This is a genomic window from Halomonas sp. A020, from assembly GCF_027943625.1.
In the GTDB taxonomy this organism is placed as follows: Bacteria; Pseudomonadota; Gammaproteobacteria; order Pseudomonadales; family Halomonadaceae; genus Vreelandella; species Vreelandella piezotolerans.
This window is the reverse complement of record NZ_AP022850.1, coordinates 1,841,615-1,859,629: the sequence shown is the minus strand read 5'-3', so window position 1 is coordinate 1,859,629 and position 18,015 is coordinate 1,841,615. Positions and strand designations below refer to the sequence as shown.

Annotated in this window: 16 protein-coding genes; 7 read left to right on the top strand and 9 right to left on the bottom strand. The window is 60.5% G+C overall.

Features of this window, described 5'->3' with window-relative positions; genetic code table 11:
* Positions 1 to 32 precede the first annotated feature (32 nt).
* Together FRH_RS08710 and FRH_RS08705 are read right to left on the bottom strand one after the other, a co-directional pair.
* Positions 33 to 512: a hypothetical protein gene (locus FRH_RS08710; protein WP_219862808.1), complete on the bottom strand. Its 480-nt coding sequence runs from the start codon at positions 510 to 512 to the stop codon at positions 33 to 35.
* Positions 509 to 814 carry a nucleotidyltransferase domain-containing protein gene (locus tag FRH_RS08705; RefSeq protein WP_139528402.1) on the bottom strand — a complete coding sequence of 102 codons (306 nt, stop codon included), beginning with the start codon at positions 812 to 814 and terminating at the stop codon, positions 509 to 511. The genes FRH_RS08710 and FRH_RS08705 overlap by 4 nt, the downstream gene beginning before the upstream one ends.
* A gap of 169 nt (positions 815 to 983) precedes the next feature.
* Here FRH_RS08705 and bioB point away from each other — a divergent pair, with 169 nt between their 5' ends.
* Genes bioB through bioA form a run of 6 tightly spaced genes read left to right on the top strand, consistent with a single transcriptional unit; the run spans position 984 to position 6,680 of the window.
* Complete coding sequence (gene bioB / locus FRH_RS08700) at positions 984 to 2,072, top strand: biotin synthase BioB (protein ID WP_219862806.1); 1,089 nt, start codon at positions 984 to 986, stop codon at positions 2,070 to 2,072.
* Positions 2,059 to 3,204 carry an 8-amino-7-oxononanoate synthase gene (gene bioF / locus FRH_RS08695; RefSeq protein WP_219862803.1) on the top strand — a complete coding sequence of 382 codons (1,146 nt, stop codon included), beginning with the start codon at positions 2,059 to 2,061 and terminating at the stop codon, positions 3,202 to 3,204. Before bioB ends, bioF begins: the two co-directional genes overlap by 14 nt.
* Positions 3,201 to 3,914 carry an alpha/beta fold hydrolase gene (locus FRH_RS08690; RefSeq protein ID WP_139528399.1) on the top strand — a complete coding sequence of 238 codons (714 nt, stop codon included), beginning with the start codon at positions 3,201 to 3,203 and terminating at the stop codon, positions 3,912 to 3,914. Before bioF ends, FRH_RS08690 begins: the two co-directional genes overlap by 4 nt.
* Positions 3,911 to 4,696 carry a methyltransferase domain-containing protein gene (locus FRH_RS08685; RefSeq protein ID WP_153843499.1) on the top strand — a complete coding sequence of 262 codons (786 nt, stop codon included), beginning with the start codon at positions 3,911 to 3,913 and terminating at the stop codon, positions 4,694 to 4,696. The genes FRH_RS08690 and FRH_RS08685 overlap by 4 nt, the downstream gene beginning before the upstream one ends.
* A complete protein-coding gene (gene bioD, locus FRH_RS08680) occupies positions 4,693 to 5,415 on the top strand; it encodes a dethiobiotin synthase (protein WP_139528397.1) in 723 nt (240 codons plus the stop codon). Before FRH_RS08685 ends, bioD begins: the two co-directional genes overlap by 4 nt.
* Entirely contained in the window at positions 5,412 to 6,680 is a 1,269-nt protein-coding gene (bioA, locus tag FRH_RS08675) for an adenosylmethionine--8-amino-7-oxononanoate transaminase (protein ID WP_219862801.1), read from the top strand. The genes bioD and bioA overlap by 4 nt, the downstream gene beginning before the upstream one ends.
* Positions 6,681 to 6,865: 185 nt before the next feature.
* On the opposite strand, the gene FRH_RS08670 is transcribed toward bioA, so the two are convergent.
* From FRH_RS08670 to FRH_RS08645, 6 genes are all read right to left on the bottom strand, one after another.
* On the bottom strand, positions 6,866 to 7,579 hold the full coding sequence (locus FRH_RS08670; protein WP_219862799.1) for an NAD-dependent deacylase: 714 nt from the start codon (positions 7,577 to 7,579) through the stop codon (positions 6,866 to 6,868).
* 32 nt (positions 7,580 to 7,611) lie between these two features.
* On the bottom strand, positions 7,612 to 9,378 hold the full coding sequence (gene aceK / locus FRH_RS08665; RefSeq protein ID WP_219862797.1) for a bifunctional isocitrate dehydrogenase kinase/phosphatase: 1,767 nt from the start codon (positions 9,376 to 9,378) through the stop codon (positions 7,612 to 7,614).
* Between the two features lie 97 nt (positions 9,379 to 9,475).
* Entirely contained in the window at positions 9,476 to 9,985 is a 510-nt protein-coding gene (locus FRH_RS08660) for a CIA30 family protein (RefSeq protein WP_139528393.1), read from the bottom strand.
* 96 nt (positions 9,986 to 10,081) lie between these two features.
* Positions 10,082 to 11,515: an ethanolamine permease gene (eat, locus tag FRH_RS08655; RefSeq protein WP_239295816.1), complete on the bottom strand. Its 1,434-nt coding sequence runs from the start codon at positions 11,513 to 11,515 to the stop codon at positions 10,082 to 10,084.
* 155 nt (positions 11,516 to 11,670) lie between these two features.
* Complete coding sequence (gene eutC, locus FRH_RS08650) at positions 11,671 to 12,513, bottom strand: ethanolamine ammonia-lyase subunit EutC (protein WP_219862792.1); 843 nt, start codon at positions 12,511 to 12,513, stop codon at positions 11,671 to 11,673.
* Positions 12,506 to 13,921: an ethanolamine ammonia-lyase subunit EutB gene (locus tag FRH_RS08645; protein ID WP_219862790.1), complete on the bottom strand. Its 1,416-nt coding sequence runs from the start codon at positions 13,919 to 13,921 to the stop codon at positions 12,506 to 12,508. The genes eutC and FRH_RS08645 overlap by 8 nt, the downstream gene beginning before the upstream one ends.
* A 212-nt stretch (positions 13,922 to 14,133) precedes the next feature.
* Here FRH_RS08645 and FRH_RS08640 point away from each other — a divergent pair, with 212 nt between their 5' ends.
* Positions 14,134 to 15,102, top strand: a complete 969-nt coding sequence (locus tag FRH_RS08640) for a helix-turn-helix domain-containing protein (protein ID WP_219862787.1) — start codon at positions 14,134 to 14,136, stop codon at positions 15,100 to 15,102.
* On the opposite strand, the gene FRH_RS08635 is transcribed toward FRH_RS08640, so the two are convergent.
* Entirely contained in the window at positions 15,083 to 17,887 is a 2,805-nt protein-coding gene (locus tag FRH_RS08635; RefSeq protein ID WP_139528388.1) for a GGDEF domain-containing protein, read from the bottom strand. The two genes, FRH_RS08640 and FRH_RS08635, sit on opposite strands and share 20 nt — an antisense overlap.
* Positions 17,888 to 18,015 lie beyond the last annotated feature (128 nt).

The window sequence follows — 18,015 nt, the reverse complement described above, 5'->3', positions numbered from 1 at the left end:
TGGGGTTGAACAGCCAGATGCTATTCCGGCAGCTATCTTTCAAATGTCAGCGACAACTTTTGGCCAATACGCTCAAGCATAGCCACCAAACTAGGCACAGATTCAATGGCGAGCATCAATATTGCGGCATTTTTATCCGGGTCGTCTGGATACTCATGGGCAAAGCGATTGCGAAGCATCCGTAGAGACTGCCACTGCTCACTTTCTTCCAAATAGCCCAATTTCTCTAAACGATGGAGCTTATCCAGCATTGGGCGATCTTCGTAGGGCTCTTGCAGGTAAAGCAGCACCGAGGGGAACAGCCGAGTCCCCATCGCATCTTGTAATTTGCCAAATCTTAGTACGAATTGATCCAAGCTTTGAATCTGCGCATCGTCCAGCGCCGCTAATTGACTCCCCGACAGCGGCAAGCATGGTGTAAGAGAGGAGAGCGCATAGTCAATAAAATGCATATGCCGTTGGCACTCACGCCATGCTTCTTGCAAACGTAGTAGTGCAATATCCTGTGTCATAATGGAAGCCCTGCCCGCTCAGCAATGCTAAAAATGGCCGGATAATTCTGGCGGTTGGGATAATCAATCAGCATATCGATTTTTTGCTCGCCGAGTAGCTGCTGAAGCTTTACTTGGCAGCGCATTTCAGCCCGTACTATGTCATTGACATCGCGGATATCGGTTGTGATCAGAAGATCAATATCGCCACCTTTGGCTTGATCATCCGTGCGGGAGCCAAAAAGCTTTACATTCGCTTGCGGCCCAAAACACGACTTCACGGCGCTGACGATGGCCTGACGCTGAACATCATTTAAGCGCATCGTTGACCTCCTTAGCCTACGCACTAGCCATTTATTACTTTCAAAAGGCTAGCATATTTTAGCCTTTCTTATCCCCACTCATGGTAAACCAACCCTCTTCAAAAAGTTGACACCTTCAGCACAGCCCCGCTAGAGTTCTGTCAACCTTCAAAAGAATATAGGTTTACCCGTGACCGCCACCTCGACTGCTTTTCACGCGGCGGATGCCGCGCCGCGCCACGACTGGACGCTTGACGAGATCAACGCGCTGTTTGCGCTGCCCTTTAACGACCTGCTGTTTCAAGCCCAGCAGGTGCATCGGGCGCATTTCGACGCCAACGCGGTGCAGGTGTCTACCCTGCTGTCGATCAAAACCGGGGCCTGCCCGGAGGACTGCAAGTACTGTCCCCAATCGGGTCACTACAACACCCAGTTAGAAAAAGAGAAGCTGCTGGAAATCGAGAAGGTAGTGGCCCAGGCCAAAGCAGCTAAAGAAGCAGGCGCCAGCCGCTTTTGCATGGGGGCCGCATGGCGTAGCCCACGGGATAAAGATTTAGTGGCGGTGGAAGAGATGGTGCGCCAGGTAAAGGCGCTAGGGCTCGAGACCTGCATGACGCTGGGCATGGTCGACGGCGAGCAGGCCACGCGGCTGGCCGCTGCCGGGCTCGACTACTACAACCACAACCTCGATACCTCCCCCGATTTCTACGGCGAAATCATCACCACCCGCACTTACAGCGACCGCTTAGAAACCCTGGCCACCGTGCGCGACGCCGGTATGAAAGTGTGCTCTGGCGGCATTTTAGGCATGGGTGAGGGCGCACAGGATCGCAGCGCATTGCTGCAGCAGTTGGCCAAGCTCTCGCCGCATCCTGAATCGGTGCCTATCAACATGCTGGTCAAGGTACCGGGGACACCGCTGGAAAACGTCGAGGATTTAGACCCGCTGGCGTTCATCCGCGCCATCGCCGTGGCCCGTATCATGATGCCCCAAAGCCATGTGCGGCTCTCTGCGGGTCGCGAGCAGATGAGCGAATCCACCCAGGCGCTCGCTTTCCTGGCCGGTGCCAACTCCATCTTCTACGGCGATAAGCTGCTGACCACCAGCAACCCTCAAGCAGAGCGCGACCGCGCGCTGTTTGCCAAGCTGGGCCTGCACCCCGAGCGCCGCGACACCTGCGAAGACGACACACAGCATTCCGAGCGGCTGGCCCAACAGGCGCAGCGACACGCCCAGGCCGAACGCGCTGCGGCGCTGGCGGTGGATGCCAGTGTCTGAGGTGTGGCACCAGCGCTTGGCGGCAGCCCGCCACGAGCGCGAGCGTCAGCAGCGCTGGCGCAGCCGCCGGGTTTCTGCCCATGGGGCACTCGACTTTTCAGGCAACGACTATCTAGGCCTTGCCCAAGACCCACGCGTACAGGCGGCTCAGGCGGAAGGCGCGAAACGCTTTGGCGCCGGGGCCGGGGCGTCGCACTTGGTCAGCGGGCACCTGGGCATTCACGATGCGTTGGAAGAGGCGCTGGCCGAGTGGACCGGGCGCGAGCGGGCGCTGCTGTTCTCCACGGGTTATATGGCGAACCTGGGCGTACTGCAGGCGCTAGCGGATTCGAACACCGCGGTATTTCAGGACCGTCTCAATCACGCCTCGCTACTCGACGGGGCCGCGCTGAGCGGCGCACGCTCCCGGCGCTATCACCACCGCGATGGTCACGATCTACAGCGCCTGCTCGAGCGCAGCACGGCCACCCATAAGCTGGTGGTCAGCGACGGCGTGTTCAGCATGGATGGCGATATCGCCGACATCGAGCAGCTCGCCCACCTCAGCCAGCAGCACGACGCCTGGCTGATGATCGACGACGCCCATGGTCTCGGTGTACTGGGTGAACACGGCGCGGGCTGCGTAGAAGGTTTTGATAGCCACGCCGTGCCGATCTTGGTCGGCACCCTGGGCAAGGCACTAGGCACCGCAGGCGCATTTGTGGCGGGTGACGCCGCGTTGATCGAACACCTGATTCAGTTTTCCCGCAGCTACGTGTATACCTCCGCCCAGCCGCCCGCGATTGCTGCCGCCACGTTAGAAGCACTCACCATCGTGCAGCGGGAGCCCGAGCACCGCCAGCGGCTCACTCGCCACATACACTACTTTCGCCAGCAGGCGGCCGCCTTAGGGCTGCCACTCGGCCACTCCCAAACGCCCATCCAGCCGCTGCTACTGGGGAGCGAACAGCGTACCCTGGCCTGGGCGTCCACGTTCGACCAGCACGATATCCAGGTAGGGGCGATTCGACCGCCCACAGTGCCCAACGGCGAGTCGCGGCTGCGCATCACCCTGAGCGCTCGCCACACCCAAAGCGATATCGACAGGCTCTTGGAGGTTGCTGCTGCCTGCCTGCGGGAGAAGCAACAATGAAGCTCATCCTGCTGTCAGGCTGGGGCGTTGATTACCGCATTTGGCAGACGCTGGCGGCGCACTGGCACCCTACCATCGAACCCACCCCAGTGGAGTGGCCCGGCTACGGTGAGTCTCCAGCGCTGTCCACGCCGATGAGCATCGCCGCCCTGGCCGAACGGATGGCCCCCGAGCTACCCAGCGATGCCGTCTGGGTAGGCTGGTCGCTGGGAGGGTTGCTGGCCACAGCGCTGCTCGATCACTTGCCGCCGCCCCAGGCCCTGCTGCTACTGGGTGCAGGCAGCCGTTTTTGCAGTGACGGGGAGGATGGCGGTGTGACGTATGAGGAGCTGGCCAGCTTTCAGCGCGCCTTCCATCGTGATCCGGTTGCCACGTGGCGGCACTTTCTACGCTGGCAGGCCCAAGGCGAGCCCAACGCCCGCGAGGCCCACCGCCAGCTACGCGCACGGTTAGGCGAGACTCCCCACGCCGATACCGACACGCTCGCGCAAGGGCTCATGTGGCTCGAGACGCTGGATAACCGAGCACTGCTCGCGCACCCTCCCTGCCCTATCCGCCGATTGGCGGGAGCCCATGACCCGCTGCTACCCGGCCGCTCTCGCCAGCAAGCGCTACGGCTGGAAGCCGCAGGACACTGCCCCATGCTCTCCCAGCCCGCCCCACTGGCGGCACGGCTGGCCGAGCAGGCCATCCTCCAGGAGCCGCGATGAACTCACCGGCTACCCCGCTTCCACTCACCCACTGGCAGGAGCGTGTGGCTCGGGCCTTTTCCCGAGCGGCACCACGCTATGACACCCTCGCCAGCGCCCAGCGCGATATCGGCGAGGCGCTTTGGCAAACGCTGCCCGAGAGGTCTCATCACGTGCTCGACCTGGGCTGCGGCACCGGCTACTGGACCCAGCGGCTAGCGGAACACTATCCCGATGCTGCCATCACCGGGCTCGATCTAGCGCCCGGTATGCTCGCCCAGGCACAGGCGCAGTATGGCGATGCCATACGCTGGGAGCAGGGAGATGCCGCCGCGCTACCGCTCAGCGATGCCAGCGTGGATCTCGTGTTCTCAAACCTGGCGATTCAGTGGTGTCCGGATATCGGCGCAGTGATGCAGGAGCTCGCCCGGGTGCTCGCCCCGGGTGGGCAGGCGCGCATCACCACCCTGCTGCCCGGCACGCTGAGCGAAGTCGCCACCGCTTGGCAGCGGCCCGAGGCGCTGCTGCAAACACCGGATGCCAGCACCGTACAGCGGGCGATTCAGCAAAGCGGCCTGCGCCTCATCCAGCATACCCGTGCGCAGCGGCGGTTTTTCTATTCCGATATGAACGCCGTCATGGCCTCCATCAAAGGCGTAGGCGCCCAAGTAGCCAGACCCAACGCTCGACTGACCCGCCAAGCGCTCATTAATGCCCAGGCTCGCTATGAATCGCTGCGCACACCGCAGGGGCTGCCGGTGAGCTACCACTGCCTGACGCTACGACTGGAAAGCGCGAGATGAACAACACTTATTTCGTTACTGGTACCGACACCGATGCGGGCAAGACCCTGGCCACCAGCGCGCTGCTGTGCGCCGCCCGCCAGCGCCAGCTCACCACGCTAGGGTTGAAGCCCATTGCCTCAGGTAGCGAGGCCACGCCCAACGGCCTGCGCAACCGCGATGCCCTGGCGCTACAGGCGCAAAGCTTCCCGCCAGTGGATTACCCAACGATCAACCCCTGGACCTTTGCTCCCGCCATTGCACCGCATCTCGCCGCCCTGGAAGCAGGTGCGGTGCTTAACGTGGCAAGCGTTACTCAGGCGCTCAGCGACACGTTAACCGGCACGCCACGGGATCTGACGCTAATCGAAGGCGCAGGCGGCTGGCGGGTGCCGCTGAATGATGCAGACGACTTTTCCGACCTGCCTTGCGCGCTCGGGCTGCCGGTGATCCTGGTGGTCGGGCTAAAACTGGGCTGCCTCAACCATGCTCGGCTCACTGCCGAGGCCATCGCTGCCGATGGCTTGACGCTGGCGGGCTGGGTGGGCAGCGTGGTAGATCCTGCCTTTGCCAGCGATAGCGCACGCTTCACGGCCAATGTGGCGCTGCTGAAGCGCGCCTTACCTGCTCCCTGCCTAGGGCTCATTCCTCATTTGGCACACGCCGATGCCTCCACCGCGCAGCGCTTTATCTTCCTTGATGCGTTGCTCCCTTTTGCCACCCAGGAAGCAACGCTATGAACTCTCCCGTTTGGCACCCCTACGCCCACCTCAAGACCCAAACGCCTGCGCCCAAGGTGGTGGGTGGCAGCGGCAGCTACTTTACGCTAGACAGCGGTGAGCGCCTGCTGGATGCCACCTGCTCCTGGTGGTGCATGATTCACGGCTACGGCCATCCGCGCCTCGTCGCCGCCATTCGCGAGCAGGCGGGGGAGCTTTGCCATGTGATGCTGGGTGGCCTCACCCACGACCCCGCCGACCAGCTGGCGCGGGCGCTGGTGCGCATTACCCCGCCGGGGCTGAATCATGTTTTCTTCTCCGATAGCGGCTCGGTGGGCATGGAAGTCGCCATGAAGATGGCGCTGCAGTACCAAGTGCTCTCGGGCCTCCCCGGCAAGCGCAAAATGCTCTCGCTGATGAAGGCGTATCACGGTGACACCACCGGCTGCATGGCGGTGTGCGATCCCGAAGAGGGCATGCATGGTCTGTTCGCCAGCCTGCTGCCCCAGCACCACTTCGCCCCAGCCCCCACGGCCCCCTTCGACGCGACGCCAGAGCAGGTAGAGCGGGACCTCGCCGGGCTGCGGGAGGTGCTAGCGCGCCACCACCATGAGATTGCTGCACTCCTGATGGAGCCGCTGCTGCAAGCGGCGGGCGGGCTGAACATGACCTCGCCGGACTACCTGCGCGGCGCACGGGCGCTGTGCGATGAGTTTGGCGTGCTGCTGATTTTCGACGAAGTCGCTACCGGCTTTGGCCGCACCGGCAAGCTGTTTGCCGCCGACCACGCGGGCGTCACGCCAGATATCATGGTGCTCTCCAAAGGGCTGACCGGCGGCTACTTGGGCCATGCGGCCACGCTGGCCACCGACCGGGTTCACGGGGCGTTCATTGGCGACAGCGAGCACCACGCGTTCATGCACGGCCCCACCTTTATGGGCAACCCCCTGGCCTGCCGCGTGGCGCTGGAGAGCCTGAAGGTGTTCGAGGAGGAGCATTACCTGGAGAAAATTGCCGCGCTCAGCCAAACGTTACAGCGCGAGCTATTAGAAGACGTAGCGCTGCGCGCACATCCGGCCGTCGCGGACGTGCGCGTGTTGGGCGCAACGGCGGTGATCGAAGCCCACAGCAGCGAAGCGCTGAAAGGCGTTGCCGCATTTGCCCGAGCGCGGGGCGTGTGGCTGCGCCCCATTGGCCGCTGGCTTTACACCATGCCCGCCTATATCGCGACAGATGCCGAGCTCACCCAGATTACTGGGGTGATGAAAGCGTGGTTTTTAGAATAGTGCCTCTAGTGTGCTATCGGCCGGTTCGAACAACCCGTAGCGGGGGTCTTTCGCCAGGGCCGGTCAATGTTCCCAACCATCCCGGCATTCCCGCCATCCATGGCGGTCAGATGGCGAAAGTAGCGCCCATGGAGGGGTTCACAGCGCCCCCGCCTAGGGTTGAGCGAACCTCCCCAGTAGTTAAATCAAGGTAAGATCAAATTCCCCTGCTTACGCCACTGGTTAACCAGCGCCGGCACGCCTTCCCCCGCCGTGGTATTGATCGCCAGCACGCCGGGTGGGCTTAGCTCATCGGCGTCGGGGTCTACCAGCGCGCAGGGAGTGTCGGCATCGATATAGGTGAGCAGCGATGCGGCGGGCATCACTGCCAACGAGGTACCCACCACAAGCAGAAAGTCCGCTTGGCTCACCAGCTCGCAGGCCTCTTCGAACAGCGGTACCGCTTCGCCAAACCACACCACGTCTGGGCGCAGCTGGCTGCCCTTATCGCACACATCGCCCAGGGCAATTCCGCCCTTTGACAGCGGGTAGCGCAGCCGCGCATCCACCGATGAGCGGGCCTTTGAAATCTCGCCGTGCAGGTGCAGCACGTGACGGGAGCCTGCCCGCTCGTGCAGGTCGTCGATGTTCTGAGTAATCACGCTGACCTTGAAGCCCTCCTGCTCCAGCGCCGCCAGCGCTTTATGGGCAGCGTTGGGCTTTGCACGGCGAATCTGCTCCCGGCGCTGGTTATAGAACGCCAATACCCGCTCTGGGTCTTGCCGCCACCCTTGCGGCGTGGCGACCTCCTCTACTGGGTGATCCTCCCAGAGGCCATCGCTGGCGCGGAAGGTTTTGATGCCGCTCTCCGCGCTGATTCCCGAGCCGGTAAATACCACCAAGTGCGGGGCTGAAGTCATGCTGTCCTCGGCTTACGTCGTCCAGTAAACGCCTAATGTACCAGTTGCCCCACGGTGCCCGCGAACCGCTGCTTGTTGCGATACGGGTACACGTCGATCACCCGCCCCTCCAGAATCGCCCGCTGCAGCCCCAACCAGTAGTCCGGGTCGAACAGCTCCGGATGCTGCTCCATGAATAGTGCGCGCAGTTCCGGGTTGGCAAACATGAACGGGCCAAACTCTTCGGGGAAGATATCGTTGGGGCCAATGGACAGGCTGGCCCCGCCATCCATGTAACTGTCGACCCCCTGGGATTTGGGAATATGACGGAAGCGGCACTCGGTGAGATAGCTCACCTCGTCGTAGTCGTAGAAAATCACCCGCCCGTGGCGCGTGACGCCAAAATTTTTCAGCAGCATATCGCCAGGGAAAATATTCGCCGCCGCCATCTGCTTGATGGCGTTGCCGTAATCTTTTAGCACCATCACTCGCTCATCGGCACTGCACTGCTCCAGATAGATATTCAGCGGCGTCATCATTCGCTCGGTGTAGCAGTGCTTGATGATCACCTTGTCCTCTTTCAGCGACACTGTGGAGGGAGCGACCTCCAGCAGGTGGGCCAAACACTCCGGCTCGAAGTGATCCTGGCGGACGATAAAGTTGGAAAAATCCTGAGTGTCGGCCATGCGCCCTACCCGGTCGTGGCGTTTTACCAGCCGGTACTTCTCCCGCACGATGGCGTGGGTGACCTCTTTGGCGGGGTCGAACTTATCCTTGATGATCTTGAACACGGTACGAAAGCTCGGCAGCACGAATACCGCCATCACCATGCCCCGTACCCCCGGCGCGATCATGAAGCGCTCTTCGCGCTTGGCCACCTGCTGATTCAGCGCGCGGAAAAATTCGGTTTTGCCGTGTTTGAAAAAGCCAATGGCGGCGTACAGCTCGCCCTCGGGCTTGTGGGGCATGAGCTGTTTTAGATAGGCGACGAACTCTCCCGGCACCGGCACGTCTACCTGGAAATAGGCGCGAGTGAACGAGAAGATGATCGACACTTCATCGGTTTCGGTGAGGACCGTATCCAAGTGCAGGCAGGGATCGCCCCCCTGCTGCTCGCCATACCCTTCCCCATGTAGAACGGGCAGCACCAAGGGGACCTGCTCGCCGCCACCTAGAAGTCGCCCCACCAGATACGCCCCTTTGTTGCGGTAAAACACGCTGTTGAGTAGTTCTACCTGGGCATCGTCTGCCTGCCAAATCGCAGCAGGGAGCTGAGCTTCCAGCAATCCAGCGCCGAGCTGGCTGTCGCGCTCGACGTCGGCAAAGGGGGACTCGAACGGGGCTTCGCTCAGCGCCCAAGCGAGCGCCCCTGCCCAGTCGCCGTTGACGTCATACCGACGGCACAGATCGATGCCCGAGCGGTGCGCGGCATTCTCCCGGGAGCTGTAGACGAACATCCAGTCGTTGCGGATATGGCGATGCTGAAACACCGAACAGAACAGCGAATTGAAGAAGGTTTCCGCCAGCTCGTAATCCAACCGCTGGCTGATCAACTGGGCGTAGTGTCCGCGTGCTTCCTGCCAGGTTTCGCAGTGGGCCAGCACCTCCTGGGCAAAGGTGCGCTGCAATCGACCGAGCGTCTCCTCGACTTTTTCACCGTACAGGTTGATCCGCGCGGCGGAGGCTTGCTGCGCCTCTCGCCAGGCGGCGTCGCGAAAGCGGCGGCTGGCATCGGAAGTGATCTGCTTGAAGCGGGCACGGTACTCATCGAAACCGTGCAGCACGGTGGCCGCTAGGCGGTACGCGGGGGAGTGTTTCATCACGCGGGCTCACGTCGAAAGAGAGCTTCCCAGGGTCCGTGAACGGCCCACTACATACGAGACGACCTTAGTCCTGTCAGTGTTAGCCCTGTCAGTGTCAGCTCTGTGAATACGGCGCAATGGAGGCAACCTCCAGACGAAACGGCCCCGCGGTGCGGTCGGCAATCAAAAATCCGAGCTGGTGAATAGTCGATGGGTCGAGAGCCGGCGCGCTGGAAAGCAGCGTGCCCCGGCGCACCGCATCGAACTGCGCCCAGGTGAATCGATGCGTTTCCCACTGGTGAGCCGTGGGCGTGAAGGCCACCCGGTAGGCGCTGGCCTCCTTTAGCGCGCTGCTTTTGAACCGTAGCTGATAGGTACGACCATCGCCACGCACGCGCAGCGTAACGCCTAGGCCGTGGGCTAGGGTCGGCTCGAAACCGTCTGGTTCACGGCGCACCGAGGCAAAGCCGCCGCCGTTTTCCAACGACACCTCGCCATAAAAGCAGCCAGCGCCCGCGTCCAAACGAAAGCCGCTGTGGGACACGCCGCCCATCACGCCATCGTCCACCGCGTACCAGCGCCGCTGCTCTGCCTCGGCCATGTTCGATTCGTTAAAGTTCAGCATCCTTCGAGCTCCTCCTTGTCCGCCAAAGACAACGCCCCTGAGCAAGAGCCCAGAGGCGCATTGACATGGTTCAGACTAGGCGATGCGCCGCCGTGATTACAGCTTTGCGGAAGCAGCCGCCGGAGCGACGGGCTCGGCCTCCTCCGGCGAGGCGGTCACTAGCGCGAACTCCTCTTCGGCGGTTTTCGCCACCAGATGGTGTTTGCTGTAGAGGAAGTAGTACGCCGCTCCAGCAATGAACAGCACGATGGTGTAGTTGAACGCCCGAGGATCGAAGGCATAAACGCCGGTCAGCGCGACGAGCGAGAGCACCAGGGAGATGCCTGAGGTGACCACGCCGCCTGGGGTTTTATAGGGGCGCGGCAGATCGGGCTGCTTGAGACGCAGCCAAATATGGCTAAAGGCCATCAATGCATAGGAGATAGTCGCACCAACGACCGCCATGCCTAACATCAGATCGCCTTCGCCGCTCAGCGACGCGAGAAAACCAAAGATGCCGGGCACTATCAGCGCTAAGTAAGGCACTTTACGCTCGCTGGTCAGCGACAGCGGTTTGGGCAAATAGCCTGCCCGAGAGAGCGCGAACACCAGGCGACTGTAGCCATAAATGATCGAGAAGAAGGAGGCGATCAAACCCGCCAGGCCCAGCACGTTGACCAGGGTCGCCAGCGTCGGGTTACCTGCAGCATTCAAGGCATCCACCAGCGGCACGCCGCTTTGGCCAATCATCTCCGCACCTGCGGCACCGGCTAACAGCACCACCACGAGCAGGGCGGTGAAGAGCAGAAACAGCATGGCACCGATAATGCCTTTAGGCATATCGCGAGCAGGGTCTTTCGCCTCTTCGGCCGCCAACGGCACCCCTTCAACGGCCAAAAACAGCCACATACCAAAGGGCAGCGCCGCCCAAATGCCGTACCAGCCAAAAGGCATGAAGGTGCTCGCACCCGCCGCCTCGGTGGGGGCAATATCGAACAGGTTGGCCGCATCGAAGTCACCAATTAGCGCTACCGCAGTGGCCAGAATGGCAAAGACCGCCAAACCGCTGATCACCATCATCACTTTCAGCGCTTCACCGACACCCGCCAAGTGAATGCCAATGAACACCGCATAAAACAGCAGATACACCAGCGGCCCGTTAACGCCTAACAAGGCCTCTACCGCCGAGCCGATAAAAATCACGATGGCCGCCGGGGCCAGCGCGTACTCGATCAACACGGCAAGTCCAGTCAAATAGCCGCCCGCAGGCCCCATGGCTTGCCGAGCGAAGCTGTAACCGCCCCCAGCGGCAGGAATCGCAGCGGACATTTCCGCCAGCGCCAGCACCAGCGCGAGGTACATCAGCGCCATCAAACAAGCAGCAATCGCAAACCCGCCCCAGCCTGCTTCAGCGATGCCAAAGTTCCAGCCCGCAAAGTCACCGGAAATGACATAGGAAACCCCAAGCCCCGCGAGCAGCATCCAGCCTGCCGTACCTTTACGCAGCTGGCGCTTGGCCAGATACGCCTGATCAACCGTTGGTTGTGTCATCGTTTTGCCCTTTTCAGTGTGGAACGCAATGGGTGTCAGCGGCGTGCTGTGGTCCTGGTTCCGTCTTGTTATTGGGAGAGCCATCAGCGGTGTTATTGAAATGACGTCAGCGGTGTTATTGAAAATATCGTTAGCGTTGTTGCGCGTGGTGACCGTCAATCGGCCACCAGGAAGTTTCGAGTCGAACCGCTGCCGCCCTCCAAGACGTTATCTTCGCTGCGATCTTTGAGCTTCACGCCGGAGAGCTTGCGCTCCCGCGCCTCGGTTAACAGCAGCAGCAAACGCCGGGCCGCTTCTTCATACGCAAGCCCGGCCGGGCGCACGTTGGAGATGCAGTTGCGCCGGTCATCTTTTAAGCCCACCTCGGGGCCCCAGGTCATATACAGCCCTAAGCTATCTGGGGAGCTAAGGCCGGGGCGTTCGCCGACCATGACCAGCACCGCGTCGGCGTTGAGCAGCGCGCCCACTTCGTCACCTATGGCCACGCGACCTTGCTCGACAAGGATCAGCGGCGCGAGCTGCCATTCGTTCTTGTCGCGCCCGAGTGCGTCATACAGCGCGGTGAGAAACGGGGCGCTGTTTTGCTGTACCGCCAGCGCCGAGAGGCCATCGACGATCACCACCGCCAAATCGAACCGTTGGCCGCCCTCTGCCGCTTGCTGCAGCGCCTGCCGGGAGTGTTCATTGAGCCGTCGGCCATAATCAGGCCGCTGCAGGTACATCGCGCGGTCCTCTGCACGGCTATGTACTGCAAGCGGTGTGGTGCTCAAGCCAAGCGTTTGGGTCAGCTCCTCGGCCAGCGTCTGGCAATCCAGCGGGCAGTGGACCGCATCTTGGGCTTGGGCATGGGCGAGCTGAAACGCAAGCAGCTGCTGGGTGGGCAGGCTCACGCCCGCACGCCCTAGCCCAATGCGCGCATCGGTGAAGGCGCGCAGACGCTCCCAGGGGTTCTCGATGACGATCGGCGCAGTGGTTTCCTGCGTGGGGTGTTTAGGCATCTTGGTCGCTCCCCTTCGGCAAGTGGCGCAGGCTGTTGGCAAAGGCAGCAGGCAGCTGGTCGTTCAGGCGATGGGTGCTCACATCTTGAAAGATCTGCATCTTGGCCAGCCACTGCTCGAACTCCGGTGCGGCTTTTAACCCCAACACCCGACGGGCATAGAGCGCATCGTGAAACGAGGTGGTTTGGTAGTTGAGCATGATGTCGTCAGAGCCAGGAATGCCCATCACGAAGTTGCAGCCTGCCACGCCCAGCAGCGTCAGCAGGTTGTCCATGTCGTTTTGATCGGCGTTGGCGTGGTTGGTGTAGCACACGTCGCACCCCATCGGCACACCCAGGAGCTTTCCGCAGAAGTGATCCTCGAGCCCGGCACGGGTGATCTCTTTGCCGTCGTACAGATACTCGGGGCCAATGAATCCCACCACCGTGTTGACCAGCAGCGGATTGAACTTGCGCGCCACGGCGTAGGCCCGGGCTTCGCAGGTTTGCTGGTCGAGCCCGTGATGGGCGTCGGCGGAGAGCGAACTGCCCTGGCCGGTTTCGAAATACATCACGTTGCGACCCACGGTGCCGCGATTGAGCGTTTGTGCGGCGGCTTCTGCTTCCGCCAGGATGCTCAAATCGAATCCAAAGCTGCGGTTGGTGGCTTCGGTGCCGCCGATGGATTGAAAGACCAGATCCACCGGAGCGCCCTGCTCGATGGCCTCCAGCGTGTTGGTCACGTGAGTCAGCACGCAGGATTGCGTAGGGATCTCGTATTTCTGGATCACGTCGTCCATCAGGCGCATCAGCTTGATGCTTTGGGCGACGTTATCGGTGGCCGGGTTGATACCGATCACCGCATCGCCGCTGCCATACAGCAGGCCATCGAGAATACTCGCCGCGATGCCGGTCACATCATCGGTGGGGTGGTTGGGCTGTAAGCGGGTCGAAAGCCGCCCCGGCAGCCCAATGGTGTTGCGAAATGCCGTCGTCACTTGGCACTTTTTGGCCACCAGCATGAGGTCTTGGTTGCGCATCAGCTTACTCACCGCCGCGGCCATTTCCGGTGTAATACCGGGGCGGGCAGCTGCCAGCGCTTCGCTGGTGGCGTGGTCAGAGAGCAGCCAGTTGCGAAAATCGCCTACGGTGAGGTGCTTTAGCGGTGCAAATGCCTCTACATCGTGGTCGTCGATGATCAGACGGGTGATTTCGTCCTGCTCGTAGGGGATCAGCGCGTCGTTCAAAAAGGTGGTGAGCGGTAGCTCCGCCAGCACCATTTGGGCGACGACTCGCTCTTCTGCCGATTCTGCCATCACCCCGGCAAGGCGGTCGCCCGAGCGCGGCGGCGTGGCTTTGGCCATCAGTTCGGCGAGTCCGCTAAAGCGATAGCGGCGGCTTCCCACCGTGGTGTGATAGGTCTGCGCCATGGGCCTTCCCTTCTCTTACCTATTCGATACTCAAGGCGCGGTATGCGCGTTGAGGAACAAAACTTGCTTGTTCTCACAATAGCGCTATCACTTAACGGGGAGTATCGAGTTTTGGCAAAACACACCAAGGATATAAAAACCAATAAGAAACAGTGGATTAATAACGACAACAAGGCGTGGGCGCCAGTCGGTCACGCCACTAGGAGCGGGTGATGTCCTCGACGCCGACTCAAAGCGCACCAAAAAAGTGCATTCAAGAAGCCTTCGATGCCGATGAGCATGCGCAAAATCTGACCCGCTGGCAGCAGCAGTACGACCAGCTCACCCCGGGACGTTTTTACGGACGGCTGGATGAAATTGCGCTGCCTGCCCTTCAAGTCTTCAAAGAGCACACGGGCCAAGCGCTGCGTCAGGAGTGTCGGGTGTGGGAGAACTCACTGTGGCTGGGGATTCCACCCCGCTCGGCGGGGTCGCGTATCAATGGACAACCCCTCGACGCACAGCAAGTAATGTGCCGCCCCGGCGGGCGCGATTTTGAATTGGTGACCCCGGAAGGCTTCGATATTTACGGGGTGGTGATACGTCTACCGGCGTTATACGCCGCTGCCGAGCGCCAGGGCATCACGCTGGATGAGCAGTGGATGACTGCGCCCCGCCGTCATGTGAACCCTGTCACGCTGCGCGCCTTACTGTTTCTTTTGGAACGCCTGTTAGGCCAGCAGCAGAGCGCCATCGCCGAGAGGCTGCATCAGGATATTCTCTTGACTGGCCTGTTAGAGCTGCTGGATGCCCAGCAGCCCAGCAAAGAGCTGCCCCCTAGCTACGTTCACCGAAAGGCCGTCGTCGACCGGGTCAAGCAGTATGTCGATGCGCATCTAGACGCGCCGATTACCATGGAAGCATTATGCGAGCTGACACATGTGAGCCGACGCACGCTGCAATATAGCTTTACGACGATTTTAGGTATCAGCCCGCTGCAGTTTCTAAGACTAACGCGGCTGAATCGCGTTCGCCGTGCGTTACGCGCGGCCGAGCCGCCCCAAACGGTCACCGAGATTGCGACGTACTGGGGCTTTTGGCATTTGGGGCAGTTCGCCCACGACTACAAGCAGCAGTTTGGTGAGTGCCCGTCGCACACGCTCAATCAGTCTCCAAACGGCACTATGTCAACCAGTGCTTAGCAAACTGCTCGGCACTCAGCGGTCGGCCATAGTAATACCCTTGGGCCTGGGTACAGCCCATGGCCAATAGCGCCTCACTTTGCGCTTTGGTCTCGATGCCCTCTGCAATGGTTTCCAGCCCTAACGTTTTGGCCATGGCGATGATAGTGGCCACGATGATGCGGTCATTGTCGCTAGTGAGCATATCGCGCACGAACGAGATATCGATTTTGATCCTATCGGCGGCAAAGCGTTTTAAATAGGCCAATGACGAATAACCGGTACCAAAGTCATCGATCGAGAGCCCCATGCCATGCCCCTTCAATATCTCGGTGATGGCGATGGCATCGTCTGGGTGGGCCATGATCCCGCTCTCGGTGATTTCGATACTCAAGGCGTGAGGAGACACGCCGTGCGTGCGGCAACTGGCCAGCAGCGTCGCCACCAGATCGCTATCTTCGAACTGGTCGGCCGCAATGTTGATAGCTAACGGCACGTGCAGTTGCAGACCTTGACGCTGCCACTGGGCTAACTGCTGGCAAGCTTTATCGATGACACAGTTGCCAAGCGGCACGATCATTCCACGCTCTTCGGCAATGGCGATGAACTGCCCGGGCGAGACGTCTCCCAACTCGTCGTCCCACCAACGACACAGCGCTTCCGCCCCAATGAGTTGGCCACTGCGCATATCCACCTGCGGCTGGAAATGTAAATAGAACGAGTGGTTTGCAATCGCCAGTGCCAGGCGCTTGGCAATATGCAGCTGTTGTGCGACCGCATGCCCCATCCAATACTCGAACGTACGCGTCGACAGTTTCTGGCGCTTTGCTTGGTACATAGCGATATCGGCATGCTTCAAGAGCGCTTGCGCCGATTGACCGTGGGCCGGGTATAGCGCGATTCCCACGCTCACTGACAGTTCAGACGAGTGCTGCTCTATCATGATCGGCTCATGGAGACTCGCACAGAGGGTGTCCGCTATTTGTTGGGCGTGTTGCTCGTCGTTCGCTTCCTGGCAAATGATCACGAACTCGTCTCCACCTAGCCGGGCGACAAACTCTCCCGTAGGCAGTACGCTGCGAAAGCGCTGCGCGACTTCTTTTAGCACCAAATCACCGACATCATGGCCAGCGGTGTCATTAATCTCTTTGAAGTGGTTGAGATCGAGCAGCAATAGCGCAAAAGGTAGCTGCGCTTCGGCGTTGACACACTGCTCGAGCCGCTGCATGAAAGCCGTGCGGTTGGGTAACCGAGTGCCTGCATCACAATAGGCCAGTTGGCGTATGCGAGCCTCGTCACGTTGGCGGCCAAGTTCGGACGCTGCTCTTGCGGCGAATATTTGCAATACCGCGCTGACGATTTTCGTCTCCGAGAGCGGTGCTTTGAACATCACGCCAATAATGCCAATAGGACGCCCATGGGCATCGTCCAAGCGTCGACCAACGTATGCGTTGACCCATGACAGTGCGCCATTGGACTCGACCGGCAAACGAATACCAGCCCCTTCGAGCACGATACATTCACGCTGTGTCAACACGTCCTGACAGGGCACGCCTGCCAAATGGTAGCTAAACGCAGGCTGACGCTCGCCGTTAACGTAGAGCGACAACACATTGGCAACGTTGGGGTCCTGATCATCGAGCGTCGCAATGAAGCCGACATCGGCAGCCAACGCGTTGGCCATGTGATCGGTCAATTGCGTCAGGAAGGCTTCGCCGTGCTGCGCCGACACGGCGGTGGCCACTTGAGCCACCGCATGCTGGATACGCTGTTCGGCTTGACGGTGTCGAAGGCTGTCGATACCAAAGGCGATATCGTCAGCCAGTTCACTCAATAAGCGCACTTCGGCAGCCGTCATGGGCGCATCATCGCTTTGATAGAGCGTGATGACACCGAGCAGTTGCCCCCGATACACCAACGGCAACGCCACCAACACGGCGACGTCTAGCGCCACCAGCGTGGCATCGTGCCCCGAAGCGTCGGGATCGAGCCGAGGCGAATATACCACCGGTGCACGGCGGGCCATCGCTTGGTGACGTAGTTCGCGGCTATAGCCCTCCACCAGCAGCTGCTTTGGACTTAACCAACCCGACACATCGGTTTCTCTATCGACACAGGCTTTTAGCCCCCCTTCGACGCCTTCCTCCCCAGGCAGACCATGATGCACCCAAGCCGCCGTGTAGCCTCCGACGTCCACTAGAACGCGGCACGCCGACTGCAGTAGCGACGTTTCATCGTGGGCGTGAAACCGTGCGTCATTTCCTCTACTCAGCAACCTCAACGCCCGTTGCTTACTGGCAATACGCTGATCGGCCTGATGACCGATGATCTGACGGGAGAGTTCGACGCCTGCTAACGAGGCAACGATACGCATGACCTCTTTCGTGTATCGAGGCAACCGAAGCGGTCGCGAATGCATGAGCACGAGAATCCCATGGCAGCGGCCCGATGCATCAGCCATGGGGACACCGAGATAACTTTCGACACTGAGCGCTGTCAGTCGAGCATCGTTAGGGAAGCAGGCACGCGCCTGGGAAGTGATATGAAAACAAGCGTGCGCACTCTTCACTCGCTCACAGGGGGTGCCACAAAGCAGATAGGAGGTCGCCTCGACAAACGTACCTTCGGACCACATGGCCAATGGCGTGGCGGTATCGCGATGATCGATACGAGCGACCAATGCGTGGTCGACGCTGAGCAACTTCGCCAAGGTGCTTGCTAAATGGTGAAAGAACCCGCTTTTATTGACACGGGACAATCCTTCGGCGAGCTGTTGGAAAATTTCTGGTGCCGTCGTAGGAGACATGATATTAAGCGCCTTCGGGTTTGATAGGTAAGCCACGTTGGCAAGCCAAATGCTTTGATCAAAGCCGAATTGACCGCTGTGTGATCATCCCTGAACCATACAGTGATAGTGGCTGTTACGTTTGAACA